Here is a 15,691-nt window from a genome sequence, read left to right as displayed (position 1 = left end):
GTGTAAAGTCGGGAAAGGGCGGCAGCGCGCCGCCCTGTAACAGAATTAACGCAGAATATTTTTCTCAGCCAGATCCAGCGCGAAGTAGCTGAAAATCAAATCGGCGCCGGCGCGTTTAATCGAGCCCAGACTTTCCAGCACGACCTTTTCTTCATCGATGGCGCCAGCCATAGCAGCAAATTTAATCATGGCATATTCACCGCTCACCTGGTAAGCGCCAAGCGGCAACTCTGTGCGTTCGCGGATTTCACGCAGCACGTCCAGATACGCGCCGGCCGGTTTCACCATTAAGCAATCCGCGCCCTGGGCTTCGTCGAGCAGTGATTCGCGAATCGCTTCACGGCGGTTCATCGGATTCATTTGATACGTCTTGCGGTCGCCTTTTAACGCGGTACCCGCTGCTTCACGGAAGGGGCCGTAGAAAGAAGAGGCGAACTTAGTGGAGTAGGACATTATTGCCGTATCGGTAAAACCGGCGGCATCCAGCGCCTGGCGGATAGCCTGGACTTGTCCATCCATGGCTGCGGAGGGCGCAATAAAATCTGCTCCAGCCGCCGCCGCGATAACGGCCTGCTTGCCGAGGTTGGCCAGCGTCGCATCGTTATCCACTCCGTGTTCGCACAACACGCCGCAGTGGCCGTGCGAGGTGTATTCGCAGAAGCAGGTGTCGGACATGACGATCATCTCCGGCACGGTTTGCTTACAGATGCGGGACATTCTTGCCACCAGTCCGTCTTCTTTCCAGGTATCGCTGCCGGTGTCATCAGTATGGTGAGAAATGCCGAAGGTCATAACGGAACGAATGCCAGCATTTGCGATACGTTCAATCTCTCGCGCCAGTTGCTTTTCCGGGATACGCATTACGCCGGGCATGGCATCAATAGCTTTGTAATCGTCGAGTTCTTCTTCAACAAAGATCGGCAACACCAGGTCGTTCAGGCTAAGTGTTGTCTCTTCAAACATAGCGCGCAGCGCAGCGGATTTGCGCAGGCGGCGAGGGCGATGGATAAGGTCTGTCATGGTCTGCCTGATGTTTGTGGAATCGAAGGCCCAGTATACCTGAATCTGCAGGCAGATGTTTTACGAAAACGGTCCTTAACGTAGCAGGCGCAGCCCCAGCGGCAGCAGAACATGACGCTTCCTTTATATACCGAAGATTAATACCTCAGGCACTATATCATTTTAAATAAGAATTAGTTTTACGTTGTTTTTAGTTTTATTTCATCGTCATTTAAGTAAATGTGGGTTTCAACATTATTCATGTTTATTTTGTTTTTCTTTAATCCATATTTATCTTATATGTGTTTTGTTTTTTTATTTTCTTGTAAGGCCATGAAAAAGAATGCTTTTCAATTATAAATTTTCCTTTTATTACGTCCTTTTAATTCATGTCCGAATCCGGACTGAGGATAAAGAATAATTGAACCTTTTAGCAATGACGCCGCATAATCCTTCTTGCTAAACATCTGTATGTTTTTATGCATTGATAATTGATGGATCAACTATATTACGTCCCTGAGGAGGGATGACAAATGCACTCCTGGAAAAAGAAACTTGTAGTCTCACAATTAGCATTGGCTTGCACTCTGGCAATCACTTCTCAGGCGAATGCTACTACTAATGATATTTCTGGTACCACTTACAATACGTTTCATCACTACAACGATGCGACCTACGCTGATGACGTTTATTATGATGGCTATGTAGGTTGGAACAACTACGCAACTGATAGTTACTATAACGGTGACATTTATCCTGTAATCAATAACGCGCGAGTTAATGGCGTTATTTCTACCTACTATCTGGATGATGGCGTTACTACCAATACTAATGCGAATAGCCTGACAATTAAAAACAGTACTATTCACGGTATGATTACCTCCGCGTGTCTTGAGGGTACCGATTGCGTAAATCGTGACACCGGGTATGTATATGATCGTCTGGCGTTGACCGTTGATAACTCTACTATTGATGACAACTACGAGCATTATACCTATAACGGTACCTATACCGATGGTACTGCGGATACACATGTTGTTGATGTTTATGGCATGGGTACCGCGATTACACTGGATCAGGAAGTTGATCTGTCTATTGTAAATAATTCTCATGTTGCTGGTATTACCCTGACTCAGGGCTACGAATGGGAAGATATCGACGATAACACCGTTAGCACTGGCGTAAACAGTAGTGAAGTATTTAATAACACAATCAATGTTGTTGATTCTACCGTAACCTCTGGTTCATTGTCTGATGAAGGTACTTCCGGCTGGTTTGGTAATACTAATAACGCTAGCGATTACAGTGGTTCTTATACTGCTGATGACATTGCGATTGCGGCAATTGCACACCCATATGCTGATAATGCAATGCAGACGACGGTCAACCTCAGCAACTCCACGCTGATGAGCGATGTTGTATTCTCCAGCAATTTCGATGAAAACTTCTTCCCGAATGGAGCGGATAGCTATCGTGATACTGATGCTGACCGCGACACGAACGGTTGGGATGGCACTGACCGTATGGATGTTACCCTGAATAATGGTAGCAAATGGGTTGGTGCAGCAATGTCTGTACATATGACAGACACTGGTACTGATGCCGATGGAGACGGTGTTTTTGAATATACTGTAGATACTAACGGCGACGGTATTCTTGATGCCACATCTCCGGATGGAGTTTACGATTCTTATGCTGTAGGTACCGAGGCAACTGCAACTCTGATCGATATCGCAGCTAATAGTCTGTGGCCATTATCAACTGTAGGTGTTGATAACATTTATACTGACTACAGTGAGTATAACCATATCGTTGGTAACGAAGTTTATCAGAGCGGCCTGTTTAACGTGACCCTGAATACCGGATCACAGTGGGACACTACTAAAACTTCTCTGATTGATACGCTGAGTATCAATAGTGGTTCTGTTGTCAATGTTGCTGATTCTACTCTGGTTTCTGACACTATCGGCCTGACTGGTGGTTCTGCTCTGAACATCAATGAAGATGGTCATGTTGCAACTGATACCCTGTCTATCGATAACAGTACCGTTACGATTGCTGATGATGTTTCTGCTGGCTGGAGCGTAAATGATGCTGCCCTGTACGCAAACACTATCAACGTAACCAATAATGGTGTACTGGATGTTGGTAATAGCGCTTCTAATGCGCTGCAGGTTGATACTCTGAACCTGACCAGCTACACCGATGCTAACGGTTATGTGAACGCTGGTGTCTTCAACATCGAAAGTAACCGTTTCGTACTGGATGCTGACCTGACTAACGATCGTACTAACGACACGACTAAGTCTAACTACGGTTATGGCGTGATTGCGATGAACTCTGATGGTCATTTGACCATTAACGGTAACGGCGATACTTACGATACCGACCAGACGGAAGCAGGTCAGGATGAAGTTGATAACGTTGGTGACAATGTTGCAGCTGCCACCGGTAACTATAAAGTGCGTATCGACAACGCCACTGGCGCGGGTTCTGTTGCGGATTATAAAGGTAATGAGCTGATCTATGTTAACGATAAGAACAGCACCGCAACCTTCTCTGCAGCAAACAAAGCTGACCTGGGTGCTTACACCTATCAGGCTAAGCAGGAAGGCAACACTGTCGTGCTGGAACAGATGGAACTGACCGACTACGCTAACATGGCGCTGAGCATTCCTTCTGCGAACACCAATATCTGGAACCTGGAACAAGACACCGTTGGTACTCGTCTGACCAATGCTCGTCATGGCCTGGCGGATAACGGCGGCGCATGGGTAAGCTACTTCGGCGGTAACTTCAACGGCGACAACGGCACCATTAACTACGATCAGGATGTTAATGGCATCATGGTCGGTGTTGATACCAAAGTTGACGGTAACAACGCTAAGTGGATCGTTGGTGCGGCAGCAGGCTTCGCGAAAGGCGATCTGAGCGATCGTACCGGTCAGGTGGATCAGGACAGCCAGTCTGCCTACATCTACTCTTCCGCTCGTTTCGCAAACAACATCTTTGTTGACGGTAACTTAAGCTACTCTCACTTCAACAACGATTTGTCTGCTAACATGAGCGACGGTACTTACGTTGACGGCAACACCTCTTCTGACGCCTGGGGCTTCGGCTTGAAACTGGGTTATGATCTGAAGCTGGGTGATGCAGGCTACGTAACGCCTTACGGCAGCGTATCCGGTCTGTTCCAGTCCGGCGACGACTACCAGCTGAGCAACGACATGAAAGTTGACGGTCAGTCTTACGACAGCATGCGTTATGAACTCGGTGTAGATGCAGGTTATACCTTCACTTACAGCGAAGATCAGGCGTTGACGCCGTACTTCAAACTGGCTTACGTTTACGACGACTCCAACAACGATGCTGACGTAAACGGCGACTCTATCGACAACGGCGTAGAAGGTTCTGCGGTACGTGTTGGTCTGGGTACTCAGTTCAGCTTCACGAAGAACTTCAGCGCCTACACCGATGCTAACTACCTCGGCGGCGGTGATGTTGATCAAGACTGGTCTGCAAACGTTGGTGTTAAATATACCTGGTAATCATTTTCTCTCAGGAGAAATAAAGGTAATTTAAACTGAAAAATGCCCGTCAAGGACTTGACGGGCATTATTGCAAGGAATGCATATGTTATCTTTAAGCAAGCCACTACAGGAATTCTACAGACTCGATAAATGCCTTTCTAAGCATGGTACGCGTTTCGAGTTTGTTAATGATAAAGAGATTATCTGTTCACCTGATGAAAGTAATACCCATACCTTTGTTATTTTAGAGGGGGTTGTTTCGTTAGTTCGCGGTGATAAAGTTCTTATTGGTATTGTGCAGGCCCCCTTTATTTTCGGTTTAGCCGATGGTGTGGCGAAAAAAGAGGCACAATATAAATTAATTGCGGAGAGCGGTTGCATTGGTTATCGCCTCTCATCATCACAAACTCTTGCCATCATTGAGCAAAACCAACTGTGGCGTGAAGCCTTCTGTTGGATAGTATGGAAAAGTCAGGTACTGGAACTTCGTGACAAGCAGCTCATTGGTAATAATTCTTACGACCAAATTCGTGCGACGTTAATGACAATGATTGAGTGGGATGAAGAACTTCGCTCACGTATTGGTGTTATGAATTATATTCATCAACGAACGCGCGTATCGCGATCGGTGGTGGCGGAAGTTCTCGCGGCCCTGCGTAAGGGTAATTACATTGAAATGAATAAAGGCAAACTGATCAGTATTAACCGTTTGCCCTCCGAATATTAACAAGAATGTTGCGCCTCGTCTGATATAGCGCGAGGCGCGACGACTCAGGATGCAGGAATAGCAATCGGTTTATTGCCGCTTAGCTCAGTAACCAAATCGTTAATCCCGTCGCTCATATTGGTAAAACGCGTGAGAGGGGAACGGGTTACGACCACAAAAGCGCCAATATTATATTGCGGGATCATCGCCATATAGGTAATAAAACCGCCGCCTCCTCCTGTTTTCTGGATAATGCCAGGACGTCCGTCTTTTGGCGCCATATAGACCCAACCCAGACCGAGCGCGTCGGCTTTACCCGGTACGTCCATCCCGATGATTTTCTTTAACTGTGTGCGCTGATAAATCAACGTTTGCATACGATCGGCCTGTTGGCTACGGTGATAGAAATCTGACGACAGATACTGTTGCATCCAGCGCATCATATCTCCTGGCGTAGAATAGACCCCACCGCTGCCAATGGCAGCCAGCGTATTATTACAGGGGCTTGCGCCTTTTTCTGCCACTATCAGACGCTTACACTGATCGGGAGAAGGGGTAAACGTGGTGTCTTTCATTCCCAGCGGGCGGGTAATCTTTTCTTCAAACAGTTGCGTATAAGGTTTGCCGGAGGCGGTCGCCAGCGCGTCGGCTAACAGGTCGAACGCCAGATTGGAATAGGCCGCCTGTGAACCGGGCGCGACTTTTAACGTTGCTGTGGAGAGCCAGTTCCAGCGTTGTTCGCGGGTTGGCCAGACAAATACCGGACGATGCGCCGCGCCGCCGGGCTGTTCTCGCGGAAGCGCGCTGGTGTGGGTCGCTAAGTTGACCAACGTAATCGGCGTGCCTTGATACGTCGGGACATGCGCGCCGGGAGGCGCATATTTGCTGAGAGGATCGTTTAATTTTACCGTTCCCTGATCGAGCAATTTTACCAACATTTCACTGGTCATGAGCTTGGTGAGAGAAGCGATACGAATGACCGAATCAAGCTGTGGACGAACATTATTGCCCGGTCTGGTGTCACCGAAACTACGAAACACGCGTTGATTGCCGTCGATCACCACCAGCGCCATGCCCGTGGCACCGCTACCATAAAAGATATGCTCGGCATAACGATCAACGATATCAGAGGCAAAAACCGGATCGGCAATCGGCTGAGCCGCCTGGACAGAAGTAAGTGATGCCGCAAACAGCATGGCAGTAAAAAGCAGACTACGTTTCAACGGTGATGTCCATAAGTGAAATAACGGTGGTTATGCGTATTTATACTACCCGGCGGCACATTGCAAAACGTTAAAGAGAAAAAAGTGGGTGAAAAAACGTAACGGCGGGTTTTCGTGATGGAGAATGTTTACTTTTGTGATAGAGCGCTTGTGATAACCTGATAGCGTCAGCGTGCCTGCTGTGTATGAAACTCGTCGAAACAATTCTGTTGAGCAGAAATGCGAACTAAGCGTCACAACGTAGGTCACAATGCCTGGTTTAGCCCTTTCATTTGCGTGGGCATGGCGTGCTATTGCCGCCGTCACAGCAGCCGTAATAAAGATAAGAAGTTAGCAGGAGAGCATGATGTTTAAATCTTTTTTCCCAAAGCCAGGGCCGTTTTTCATGTCGGCGTTTGTTTGGGCGCTGATCGCCGTCATTTTCTGGCAGGCGGGAGGAGGAGATTGGGTGGCGCGACTTGTGGGGGCATCCGATGAAGTGCCTATCAGCGCAGCGCGCTTTTGGTCGCTGGACTATCTGATTTTTTATGCTTATTACCTGATTTGCGTGGGATTATTTGCAACGTTCTGGTTCATCTATAGCCCGCACCGCTGGCAGTACTGGTCGATACTTGGCACCTCGCTCATTATTTTTGTCACCTGGTTTTTGGTGGAGGTTGGCGTCGCGGTTAACGCCTGGTACGCGCCGTTCTATGATTTGATTCAAACGGCGCTCAGCTCGCCGCACAAGGTCACTCTTGGTCAATTTTATCATGAAGTGGGGGTGTTTCTCGGTATTGCGCTTATCGCCGTGGTGATCGGCGTGCTGAACAACTTCTTTGTCAGCCACTATGTATTTCGCTGGCGTACCGCAATGAATGAGCACTATATGGCGCACTGGCAGTACCTGCGCCATATCGAAGGGGCTGCCCAGCGTGTGCAGGAAGACACCATGCGTTTTGCCTCTACACTGGAGAACATGGGCGTGAGTTTTATCAATGCCATCATGACGCTTATCGCCTTTCTGCCGGTGTTAGTCACCCTGTCAGCGCATGTGCCGAATTTACCCATCGTAGGACATATCCCTTACGGCCTGGTCATTGCCGCCATAGTCTGGTCATTAATGGGGACGGGCCTGCTGGCGGTCGTCGGGATCAAATTGCCAGGGCTGGAATTTAAAAATCAGCGAGTGGAAGCCGCTTATCGTAAGGAGCTGGTCTACGGTGAAGATGACGCCAGCCGCGCCACGCCGCCCACCGTCCGTGAACTGTTTAGCGCGGTGCGCCATAACTACTTCCGTCTCTACTTTCACTATATGTATTTCAACATCGCGCGCATTCTCTATTTGCAGGTCGATAACGTTTTCGGTTTGTTCCTGCTGTTTCCTTCCATTGTTGCCGGTACGATTACGCTGGGGCTGATGACGCAAATCACCAACGTGTTTGGCCAGGTGCGCGGTTCGTTCCAGTATTTGATTAACTCCTGGACGACGCTGGTGGAGCTGATGTCTATTTATAAACGTTTACGTAGCTTTGAACGCCAGTTGGATGGTCAGCCAGTTCAGGAAGTGACCCACTCTTTTAGCTAACAGAAGGAAACGTTATGTCGGCGGCGTCCCGTCTTTATCCTCTGCCTTTTCTGGCGGTTGCCATATTGGCTGGCTGTAGTAGTCAATCCGGGCAGCCGGTGAGCAAGGGCGAGAAGCCTGTCGACGTGGCAAGCGTAGTACGTCAGAAAATGCCAGCCAGTGTCAAAGACAGAGAGGCCTGGGCGAAAGATATCGCGACAACGTTTAAGAGCCAGGGGCTGGCGCCGACGGTAGAAAATATCTGTTCGGTGCTGGCTGTCGCCCAGCAGGAGTCCGGTTATCAGGCGGATCCTGTCGTGCCGGGGCTAAGTAAAATCGCCTGGCAGGAGATTGATCGCCGCGCTGAACGACTACACATTCCGCTGTTTCTGGTGCACACCGCGCTGAAAATTAACTCCCCCAACGGCAAGAGCTATAGCGAACGCCTGGACACGGTAAAAACCGAAAAACAGCTTAGCGCTATTTTTGATGATTTTATCAATATGGTTCCTATGGGGCAGACGCTATTTGGCTCATATAACCCGGTGCATACGGGCGGCCCGATGCAGGTCAGCATTGCCTTTGCCGAACAGCACGCGAAAGGTTATCCGTGGAAGATGGCGGGTACGGTACGTCAGGAGGTCTTTACGCGCCGTGGCGGGTTGTGGTTTGGAACTTACCATTTGCTGAATTACCCGGCGAACTACAGCGCGCCTGTTTTCCGCTTCGCCGACTTCAACGCGGGATGGTACGCCAGCCGTAACGCTGCGTTCCAGAATGCCGTCAGTAAAGCCAGTGGGGTAAAACTGGCGCTGGATGGCGATCTGATTCGTTATAACAGCAAGGAACCGGGCAAAACAGAGTTAGCGGTACGCAAACTGGCAGGGCAGTTGGGAATGAGTGAGCGTGAAATTCGCAGCCAACTGGAGAAAGGCGATAGCCTGGCGTTTGAAAAAACGGCGCTCTACAAGAAAGTCTATAAACTGGCCGAGGCCAAAACGGGCAAGACGCTTGCGCGGGAAATGTTGCCCGGTATTCAACTGGAAAGTCCGAAGATCACGCGCAAGCTGACGACCGCCTGGTTTGCTAAACGAGTTGATGAGCGGCGGGCGCGGTGTATGGGGCGATAAATTTCGCGCTGGGATATTTTCTCCAGCGCGCTAAGGTTTATTGGTGACGGTGACGCCAGCGTAAAAACGCGGCGATAACGGCGAAAATGAGGCAGCCCGTGAGGAAGGGCACCAGGCCAAAAATCGTCCCGACGCCCAGCCCAATCTCTACCCGCGGTCGACCTGTATCCTGTACCTGCATCAGATGCTCATAGATGCCCGGCGCATGAACCAGCAGGTTTAAGAGTTGCGCTCCGGCCCAGAAGCAAAACAGTACAAATATGGCGTAAGCAATATTTCCGGGCGTAGAGGAGGTTTCTCGATGCTTCCCGCTGAACAGCGATTTTGAGAGAGTGAAATCAGCCATAAAGACCTCCAGGATGATCGGCTACGATCTGGCGTTATGCCATCGGCTTACTGTGAAGTCTGACAGGTCATTGTGTTTGTCAATATCAGAATCATGGTAATTTCACATACGGAATGTATCCATCGCGTAAATTTTTGTTAGTTGTCACAAAACGATCACTTTTATCAAAATTAATTAACATTTAAGAAATTCCGTATCCCCCACAGACTCGCCCGCCAGAAGTATGCAAAAATACGTTTTTGTTGCTGTTAATACGTCGGAGTCGTTATGCGTTTGCCTGTAAAAATTCGTCGTGACTGGCACTACTATGCCTTCTCTATTGGCCTTATCTTTATTTTGAATGGCGTCGTAGGATTGCTGGGATTTGAGGCGAAAGGATGGCAAACCTATGGTGTTGGGCTGGTAACGTGGATTATTAGCTTCTGGCTGGCGGGGTTCATTATTCGCCGGCGCGAAGATGATGAGGTAAAAGACGCCCGATAAACGTTGCGCTATCGGGCGTGCGGTATTACATCGTGGTTTTTAAGGCGTTATTCGCCGTATGGCGTTCCAGCGCCAGCTCAATCAGGCGGCTGATCAAATCGGTATAGCCCAATCCGCTCGCCTGCCAGAGTTTTGGATACATACTGATATTGGTAAAACCTGGCAGCGTATTAATCTCGTTAATCACGACCTCATTGTCTGCCGTTAAGAAGACATCGACACGCGCCATACCCGCGCATCCCAGCGTCTGATAAGCCTGGATCGCGATCGCGCGGATCTTGTCATTCACCCCGGAAGGAAGCTGCGCAGGCACGACAACTTGTGCGCCATTATCATCAATATACTTAGTATCGTAGGCGTAAAATTCGCTGTTCAGTACGATTTCGCCGCAGGTACTGGCCTGTGGGTTATCGTTACCTAATACGGCGCATTCGATCTCGCGCCCTTTGATCCCTTGCTCCACCACCACTTTATGATCGAATTCGAAAGCCAGCGCGACCGCCTGCTGATATTGCGCTTCGTTAGCGACTTTACTAACGCCGACCGAAGAGCCCTGATTGGCGGGCTTAACGAACAGCGGCAGTCCCAGACGGGATTCAACCTCGGCAAAACTAAACGCGTGACGATTCGTTCGGGTGAGTGTAATAAACGGGGCGATATTCAGTCCTGCATCGCGTAGCAGTCGTTTGGCGATGTCTTTATCCATGCAGGCTGCGGAGCTCAGCACGTCTGAACCGACAAACGGTAAGTTTGCGACGCGCAGCATCCCCTGCAATGAGCCGTCTTCGCCCAGCGTACCGTGGACGATAGGAAAAATAACATCTACCGTCGGTAGCGGCTGCCCGTTCTGGGCGTTAATCAATTGGTGTTGATGTTTGCCAGGCACCTGGGCCAGACTGATTGCCGAAGGACGTAGCGCGATATGTGCCGGATCGTCTGCATTCTGCAAATAATTTTCCGCATCGTTAACATGCCATTGTCCCGCCTTATCTATCCCTAACAGCACCACGTCGAAGCGGGTTTTATCGATCGCATCAACGATATTTTTCGCTGATTGCAAAGACACTTCATGTTCCGCCGACTTACCGCCAAATACTATTCCTACCCGCAATTTCGCCATCTTAAAAACCCATTCCATCGAATGCAAAGCGTATACATTACCACGACAAAACGCGGGTTTCGCGGGGTTCTGCCATAATGTTTATGGGATGTGAGAACGGAGGCCGCGTGAGAGGTAAGGGTTTTCTGATTATTGTGCTGTTGGGCGGTATTGGCGGGCTGGGATATCGTTATCTTCCCTCTTATTATAATCCTTTTGCTCCGCTACAACTTGCCGATCCGCCAGGCTGGATCACTACCTTCAAACTACAGCGCCTGATGCCGTCGCAGTGCCGGGAGCTGTTGACGGCGGCCAATCAACAGGGATTAATTTCATCACAACCTGTTGCGGATAGCGCTGGTGAATGTCCCTTGTCCCATGTTGTGCGCGTCAGAGATTTTGGCCAGGTCAAACTGAGCAGCAGTTTTTTAGCCTCCTGCCCGTTGGCGCTGCGCTCCGCGCTGTTTGTCGAACAGCAGGCAAAACCTTTAACAGAAACGTGGATGAAGCGCCGCCTGACCCGCATCGAACATCTGGGTAGCTATGCCTGCCGTAATATTTATCACCGCCCGGATGCGCGTCGCAGTGAACATGCCAGCGCAGAAGCGCTGGATATCAGCGGGTTTCAGCTATCAGATGGCCGAAAAATCACTGTTCTGCGCGGCTGGGGGCGTCAGGAGACGGGGCCCTGGTTACGCGCTATGTTAAACGCCAGTTGCCATTATTATGGCAATGGGCTCGGGCCTGACTATAACGCTGCTCATGCTAACCATTTTCATCTTGGAATGCGGGGCTACGGCGTGTGTCGTTAAAGCATAAACGTCTGCCTTGCGCGGCTATATAATGTGACATGTTTCACAAAAATGATGAACGGGGAGACAAAATAGCAAAGTGTGACGTATCGCACCTCTGGAACCACCAGGAAAAAGAGAACTTGCTAAGCTAACGCGTATTTTCAGCTACTTACCGTTACGAGTCTTATGGAATCCTGGAAAGTTAATCTAATTTCCGTTTGGTTTGGATGTTTTTTTACCGGGCTGGCAATCAGCCAAATCCTGCCATTCTTACCCCTTTATATTTCCCAGCTTGGCGTCTCTTCCCATGAAGCGTTATCAATGTGGTCCGGGTTAACGTTTAGCATCACGTTTCTTATTTCCGCCATTGTGTCGCCGATGTGGGGCAGTCTCGCCGATCGCAAAGGGCGTAAACTGATGCTATTGCGCGCGTCGCTCGGGATGGCGATAGCTATTCTACTGCAGGCATTCGCGACCCATGTCTGGCAACTTTTCCTGCTGCGCGGAATCATGGGGTTAACGTCAGGTTATATCCCCAATGCTATGGCGCTGGTAGCCTCTCAGGTACCGCGCGAACGTAGCGGCTGGGCGCTCAGTACGCTTTCTACCGCGCAGATCAGCGGCGTTATCGGCGGGCCGTTAATGGGCGGCTTTGTCGCGGATCATATCGGGCTGCGGGCGGTATTTCTGATTACTGCCATGCTGTTGGTGGTGAGCTTTCTGGTCACGCTATTTTTAATTAAAGAAGGCGTGCGTCCGGTCATCAGGAAAAGCGAACGCCTGAGCGGTAAAGCCGTTTTTGCGTCGTTACCTTATCCTGCGCTGGTGATCAGTTTGTTTTTTACCACGATGGTCATTCAACTCTGTAATGGTTCCATCAGTCCAATCCTGGCGCTGTTTATCAAATCAATGATGCCGGACAGTAATAACATCGCCTTTCTTAGCGGGGTAATCGCCTCGGTGCCCGGTATCTCTGCGCTTATCTCCGCGCCTCGCCTGGGAAAACTTGGCGACAGAATCGGCACGGAAAGAATTCTGATGGCCACGCTTATCTGCGCAGTGCTGCTTTTCTTCGCGATGTCCTGGGTCACCACGCCGTTCCAGCTGGGGCTGTTACGTTTCTTGTTAGGCTTTGCCGATGGCGCGATGTTACCCGCCGTACAAACGTTATTGGTGAAATACTCCAGCGATCAAATTACCGGACGTATTTTTGGCTACAACCAGTCATTTATGTACCTGGGCAACGTGGTTGGGCCGTTGATGGGCGCGACGGTATCGGCGATGGCCGGTTTCCGCTGGGTTTTTATCGCTACGGCGGCGATCGTGTTGATCAATATCGGGCAACTGACCCTGGCGTTACGTCGTCGGCGTAACGCGCAAAAAGCGAAAGGCCAATAGCGGTGCATCGTAACGGCACTTCTGCCGTTACGATATGGTTTAAATTAAAAGATATATTCTTTATCCGTGAAGTTTTTCTATAGATGGCATAACCTTAAATTATGATATAGCGTGATTATTGTTTTTTGATGGTTTATTATCGTCTCGTTTACGGCCTGAGAAACGTTTCGCTGCGGCGACAGTGATAATTATTTGTGTAAAGTTCTTCCTGTATCATAAAAATAGTACTTTCAGCCTCTAGGCAGTGGTTCTTCATAGTGATAACGTCACCCTGGAACTAATAAGGAAATATGGTCATGAAAAATCTCATAGCAGAGTTGTTGCTTAAGCTAGCCCAAAAAGAAGAAGAGTCGAAAGAACTGGTTGCTCAGGTAGAAGCGTTAGAGATTATCGTCACAGCAATGTTACGTAACATGGCGCAAAACGAGCAGGAGATGTTGATACGTCAGGTAGAGGGGGCACTTGAAGGCGTAAAGCCGGATGCCAGCGTTCCTGATCACGATACGGAATTGCTGCGCCAATATGTAAAAAAGTTGCTGAGACACCCCCGGCACTAATCGTATTTAAAACAACACAGTTGTTATAACGTTACTTTTATAAAATAGCCCTGGCCGCTTCGTTTTTATTTTGCTCTGTATTAACCAGAAGAAAATAAAAACGAAGCGGCTATGGTAATAACAGTGTAACGTTATGCGTTGTTCTTCTGCATCCTGCGTGACTGTGGATAATCGAGTTGCACATTAGCCTACGGTTTGTCAATCAATAAAACATATATTGCTAACGGTAAGTAATACTTTTACTGCCGGGTGGTATTTTTGCCAGTAACAGCCAGACTTATATAAAGTCCCTGGGATATTTCCCAAAGGGACAACGTGTAATGCGTACACTGACAAAAGGATGGTGCTATGAAAATAACATTACTGGTGACTTTACTTTTTGGCCTGGTCTTTTTAACCGCCGTCGGCGCAACCGAAAAACCGTTAACACCGCAACAGCAGCGCATGACGACCTGTAATCAGCAGGCGACAGCGCAAGCGTTGAAAGGCGATGCACGTAAAACTTACCTTAGCGACTGTCTAAAAAACAGCCAGTCAGGCCCTGGCGAGAAAAGCCTGACGCCGCAACAGCAGAAAATGCGTGAATGCAATGTTCAGGCGACGGAACAATCCCTGAAAGGCGATGACCGTAGCAAGTTTATGAGCGCCTGCCTGAAAAAAGCGGCGTAGTGCTATCGGGTGAGCCCTGAAAAACACTCACCCGAAATTTCATACTTCCTCCATGCGCTCTGTTTCTATAATTTGGGAAAATTGTTTCTAAATGTTCCCAAAAATAATGAATGATGAAAATTTTTACCGAAAAGCGGTTGAACAGGCGGTAGCGCCGCCTGACCCTCCTGATGATCGTCAGCGCTCCGGGTTGCGCTTCGCCCGGCGCATCAGGCTACCGCGTGCGGTGGGGTTAGGGGGGATGTTTTTACCGGTGGCCGCCGTGTTAGTGTCGCAACCTGTCTTTGGCGGCTGGTGGCTATTGCTGGTCGGCTGGTCTTTTGTCTGGCCGCATCTGGCGTGGCAGTGGGCGGCGAAAGCCCTTGATCCGCTACGCCAGGAAATTTACAACCTGAAAGTGGATGCGATCCTCTCCGGCATGTGGATCGCGTTGATGGGCGTCAATATGTTGCCTGCCGCCGCGCTGTTTATGATGATGAGCATGAATCTGATGGGCGCTGGCGGGCGGCGGCTATTCACTGTCGGAATGGGCCTTTTGCTGGCGTCATGTCTGGTGACGTTGCAGCTTACCGGGCTACCTGTCGCGATGCGAAGCTCGTCGCTGGAAGTCACGCTCTCTTTGCCCGTCATTATGTTGTATCCGCTGCTGTTCGCCTGGGTAAGTTACCAAACGGCCATTAAATTAGCGGAACATAAGCGACGCTTGCAGGCGATGAGCTCGCGGGATGGCATGACCGGCGTCTATAACCGACGCCACTGGGAAATTTTATTACGTAATGAATTCGATCACAGCCGACGCCACCATCGGGAGGCGACATTGTTGATTATCGACATCGATCATTTTAAGAGCATTAACGACACCTGGGGACATGATGTTGGGGATGAGGCTATTATCGCCCTGACGCGTCAATTACAGATAACGCTACGCGGGAGTGATATTATCGGGCGCTTTGGCGGCGACGAATTTGCGGTGATTATGTGCGGAACGCCGGCAGACAGCGCGATTACCGCCATGTCGCGAGTGCATGAACGGCTAAATACCTTACGCTTGCCGGGCGCGCCGCAGGTCATGTTACGTATCAGCGTGGGCGTGGCGCCGTTAACGCCACAAATCGGTCATTATCGGGAATGGTTAAAGTCTGCGGATATGGCGCTTTACAAAGCAAAGAATGCCGGACGTAACCGCACCGAAGTGGCGGCATGACGTCCAG

Annotated in this window: 14 protein-coding genes; 10 read left to right on the top strand and 4 right to left on the bottom strand. The window is 49.6% G+C overall.

From position 1 onward, the window contains the following. Positions 1-45 precede the first annotated feature (45 nt). On the bottom strand, positions 46-1,020 hold the full coding sequence (gene hemB, locus J1G48_RS17215; protein ID WP_000130724.1) for a porphobilinogen synthase: 975 nt from the start codon (positions 1,018-1,020) through the stop codon (positions 46-48). A gap of 512 nt (positions 1,021-1,532) precedes the next feature. Here hemB and ehaB point away from each other — a divergent pair. Next, on the top strand, positions 1,533-4,547 hold the full coding sequence (gene ehaB / locus J1G48_RS17210) for an autotransporter adhesin EhaB (RefSeq protein ID WP_000556502.1): 3,015 nt from the start codon (positions 1,533-1,535) through the stop codon (positions 4,545-4,547). A gap of 85 nt (positions 4,548-4,632) precedes the next feature. Further along, positions 4,633-5,256, top strand: coding sequence for a hydrogen peroxide resistance inhibitor IprA (gene iprA / locus J1G48_RS17205; protein ID WP_000950242.1), 624 nt, complete (start codon positions 4,633-4,635; stop codon positions 5,254-5,256). A gap of 44 nt (positions 5,257-5,300) precedes the next feature. Here iprA and ampH read toward each other — a convergent pair whose 3' ends face one another. Then, positions 5,301-6,458 carry a D-alanyl-D-alanine-carboxypeptidase/endopeptidase AmpH gene (gene ampH / locus J1G48_RS17200; RefSeq protein WP_000830773.1) on the bottom strand — a complete coding sequence of 386 codons (1,158 nt, stop codon included), beginning with the start codon at positions 6,456-6,458 and terminating at the stop codon, positions 5,301-5,303. A 346-nt stretch (positions 6,459-6,804) separates the two neighbouring features. Between ampH and sbmA the strand changes: the two genes are divergently transcribed. Then, on the top strand, positions 6,805-8,025 hold the full coding sequence (sbmA, locus tag J1G48_RS17195; protein ID WP_000477024.1) for a peptide antibiotic transporter SbmA: 1,221 nt from the start codon (positions 6,805-6,807) through the stop codon (positions 8,023-8,025). Between the two features lie 14 nt (positions 8,026-8,039). Further along, the gene (gene yaiW / locus J1G48_RS17190; RefSeq protein WP_001271418.1) at positions 8,040-9,134 is read left to right on the top strand and encodes a surface-exposed outer membrane lipoprotein YaiW; all 1,095 of its coding nucleotides are present in this window, start codon (positions 8,040-8,042) and stop codon (positions 9,132-9,134) included. A 37-nt stretch (positions 9,135-9,171) separates the two neighbouring features. On the opposite strand, the gene J1G48_RS17185 is transcribed toward yaiW, so the two are convergent. Continuing rightward, the gene (locus tag J1G48_RS17185; protein WP_000763139.1) at positions 9,172-9,480 is read right to left on the bottom strand and encodes a YaiY family protein; all 309 of its coding nucleotides are present in this window, start codon (positions 9,478-9,480) and stop codon (positions 9,172-9,174) included. Positions 9,481-9,747: 267 nt separating this feature from the next. Here J1G48_RS17185 and J1G48_RS17180 point away from each other — a divergent pair, with 267 nt between their 5' ends. Beyond that, positions 9,748-9,963 carry a DUF2754 family protein gene (locus J1G48_RS17180; protein ID WP_001239240.1) on the top strand — a complete coding sequence of 72 codons (216 nt, stop codon included), beginning with the start codon at positions 9,748-9,750 and terminating at the stop codon, positions 9,961-9,963. A 25-nt stretch (positions 9,964-9,988) separates the two neighbouring features. On the opposite strand, the gene ddlA is transcribed toward J1G48_RS17180, so the two are convergent. Further along, positions 9,989-11,083 (bottom strand): D-alanine--D-alanine ligase, encoded by a 1,095-nt coding sequence (gene ddlA / locus J1G48_RS17175; protein ID WP_001096584.1) that lies wholly within the window; start codon positions 11,081-11,083, stop codon positions 9,989-9,991. Positions 11,084-11,160: 77 nt separating this feature from the next. Here ddlA and J1G48_RS17170 point away from each other — a divergent pair, with 77 nt between their 5' ends. The 5 genes from J1G48_RS17170 to adrA all read left to right on the top strand — a co-directional run bounded on the left by J1G48_RS17170 (position 11,161) and on the right by adrA (position 15,684). After that, complete coding sequence (locus tag J1G48_RS17170) at positions 11,161-11,874, top strand: extensin family protein (RefSeq protein ID WP_000480785.1); 714 nt, start codon at positions 11,161-11,163, stop codon at positions 11,872-11,874. 168 nt (positions 11,875-12,042) lie between these two features. Then, complete coding sequence (locus J1G48_RS17165; RefSeq protein ID WP_000446774.1) at positions 12,043-13,254, top strand: multidrug efflux MFS transporter; 1,212 nt, start codon at positions 12,043-12,045, stop codon at positions 13,252-13,254. Positions 13,255-13,550: 296 nt separating this feature from the next. Next, the gene (gene iraP, locus J1G48_RS17160) at positions 13,551-13,811 is read left to right on the top strand and encodes an anti-adapter protein IraP (RefSeq protein ID WP_001518423.1); all 261 of its coding nucleotides are present in this window, start codon (positions 13,551-13,553) and stop codon (positions 13,809-13,811) included. Positions 13,812-14,159: 348 nt separating this feature from the next. Continuing rightward, positions 14,160-14,480, top strand: coding sequence for a phosphate starvation-inducible protein PsiF (psiF, locus tag J1G48_RS17155; protein ID WP_000705166.1), 321 nt, complete (start codon positions 14,160-14,162; stop codon positions 14,478-14,480). A 91-nt stretch (positions 14,481-14,571) separates the two neighbouring features. After that, entirely contained in the window at positions 14,572-15,684 is a 1,113-nt protein-coding gene (gene adrA, locus J1G48_RS17150; protein ID WP_000484083.1) for a diguanylate cyclase AdrA, read from the top strand. The last annotated feature ends 7 nt before the right edge of the window (positions 15,685-15,691 follow it).

Origin of the sequence: Salmonella sp. SAL-020, from assembly GCF_017372215.1 — a bacterium.
GTDB lineage: Bacteria > Pseudomonadota > Gammaproteobacteria > Enterobacterales > Enterobacteriaceae > Salmonella > Salmonella enterica.
This window is presented reverse-complemented; position numbering and strand designations above follow the sequence as displayed.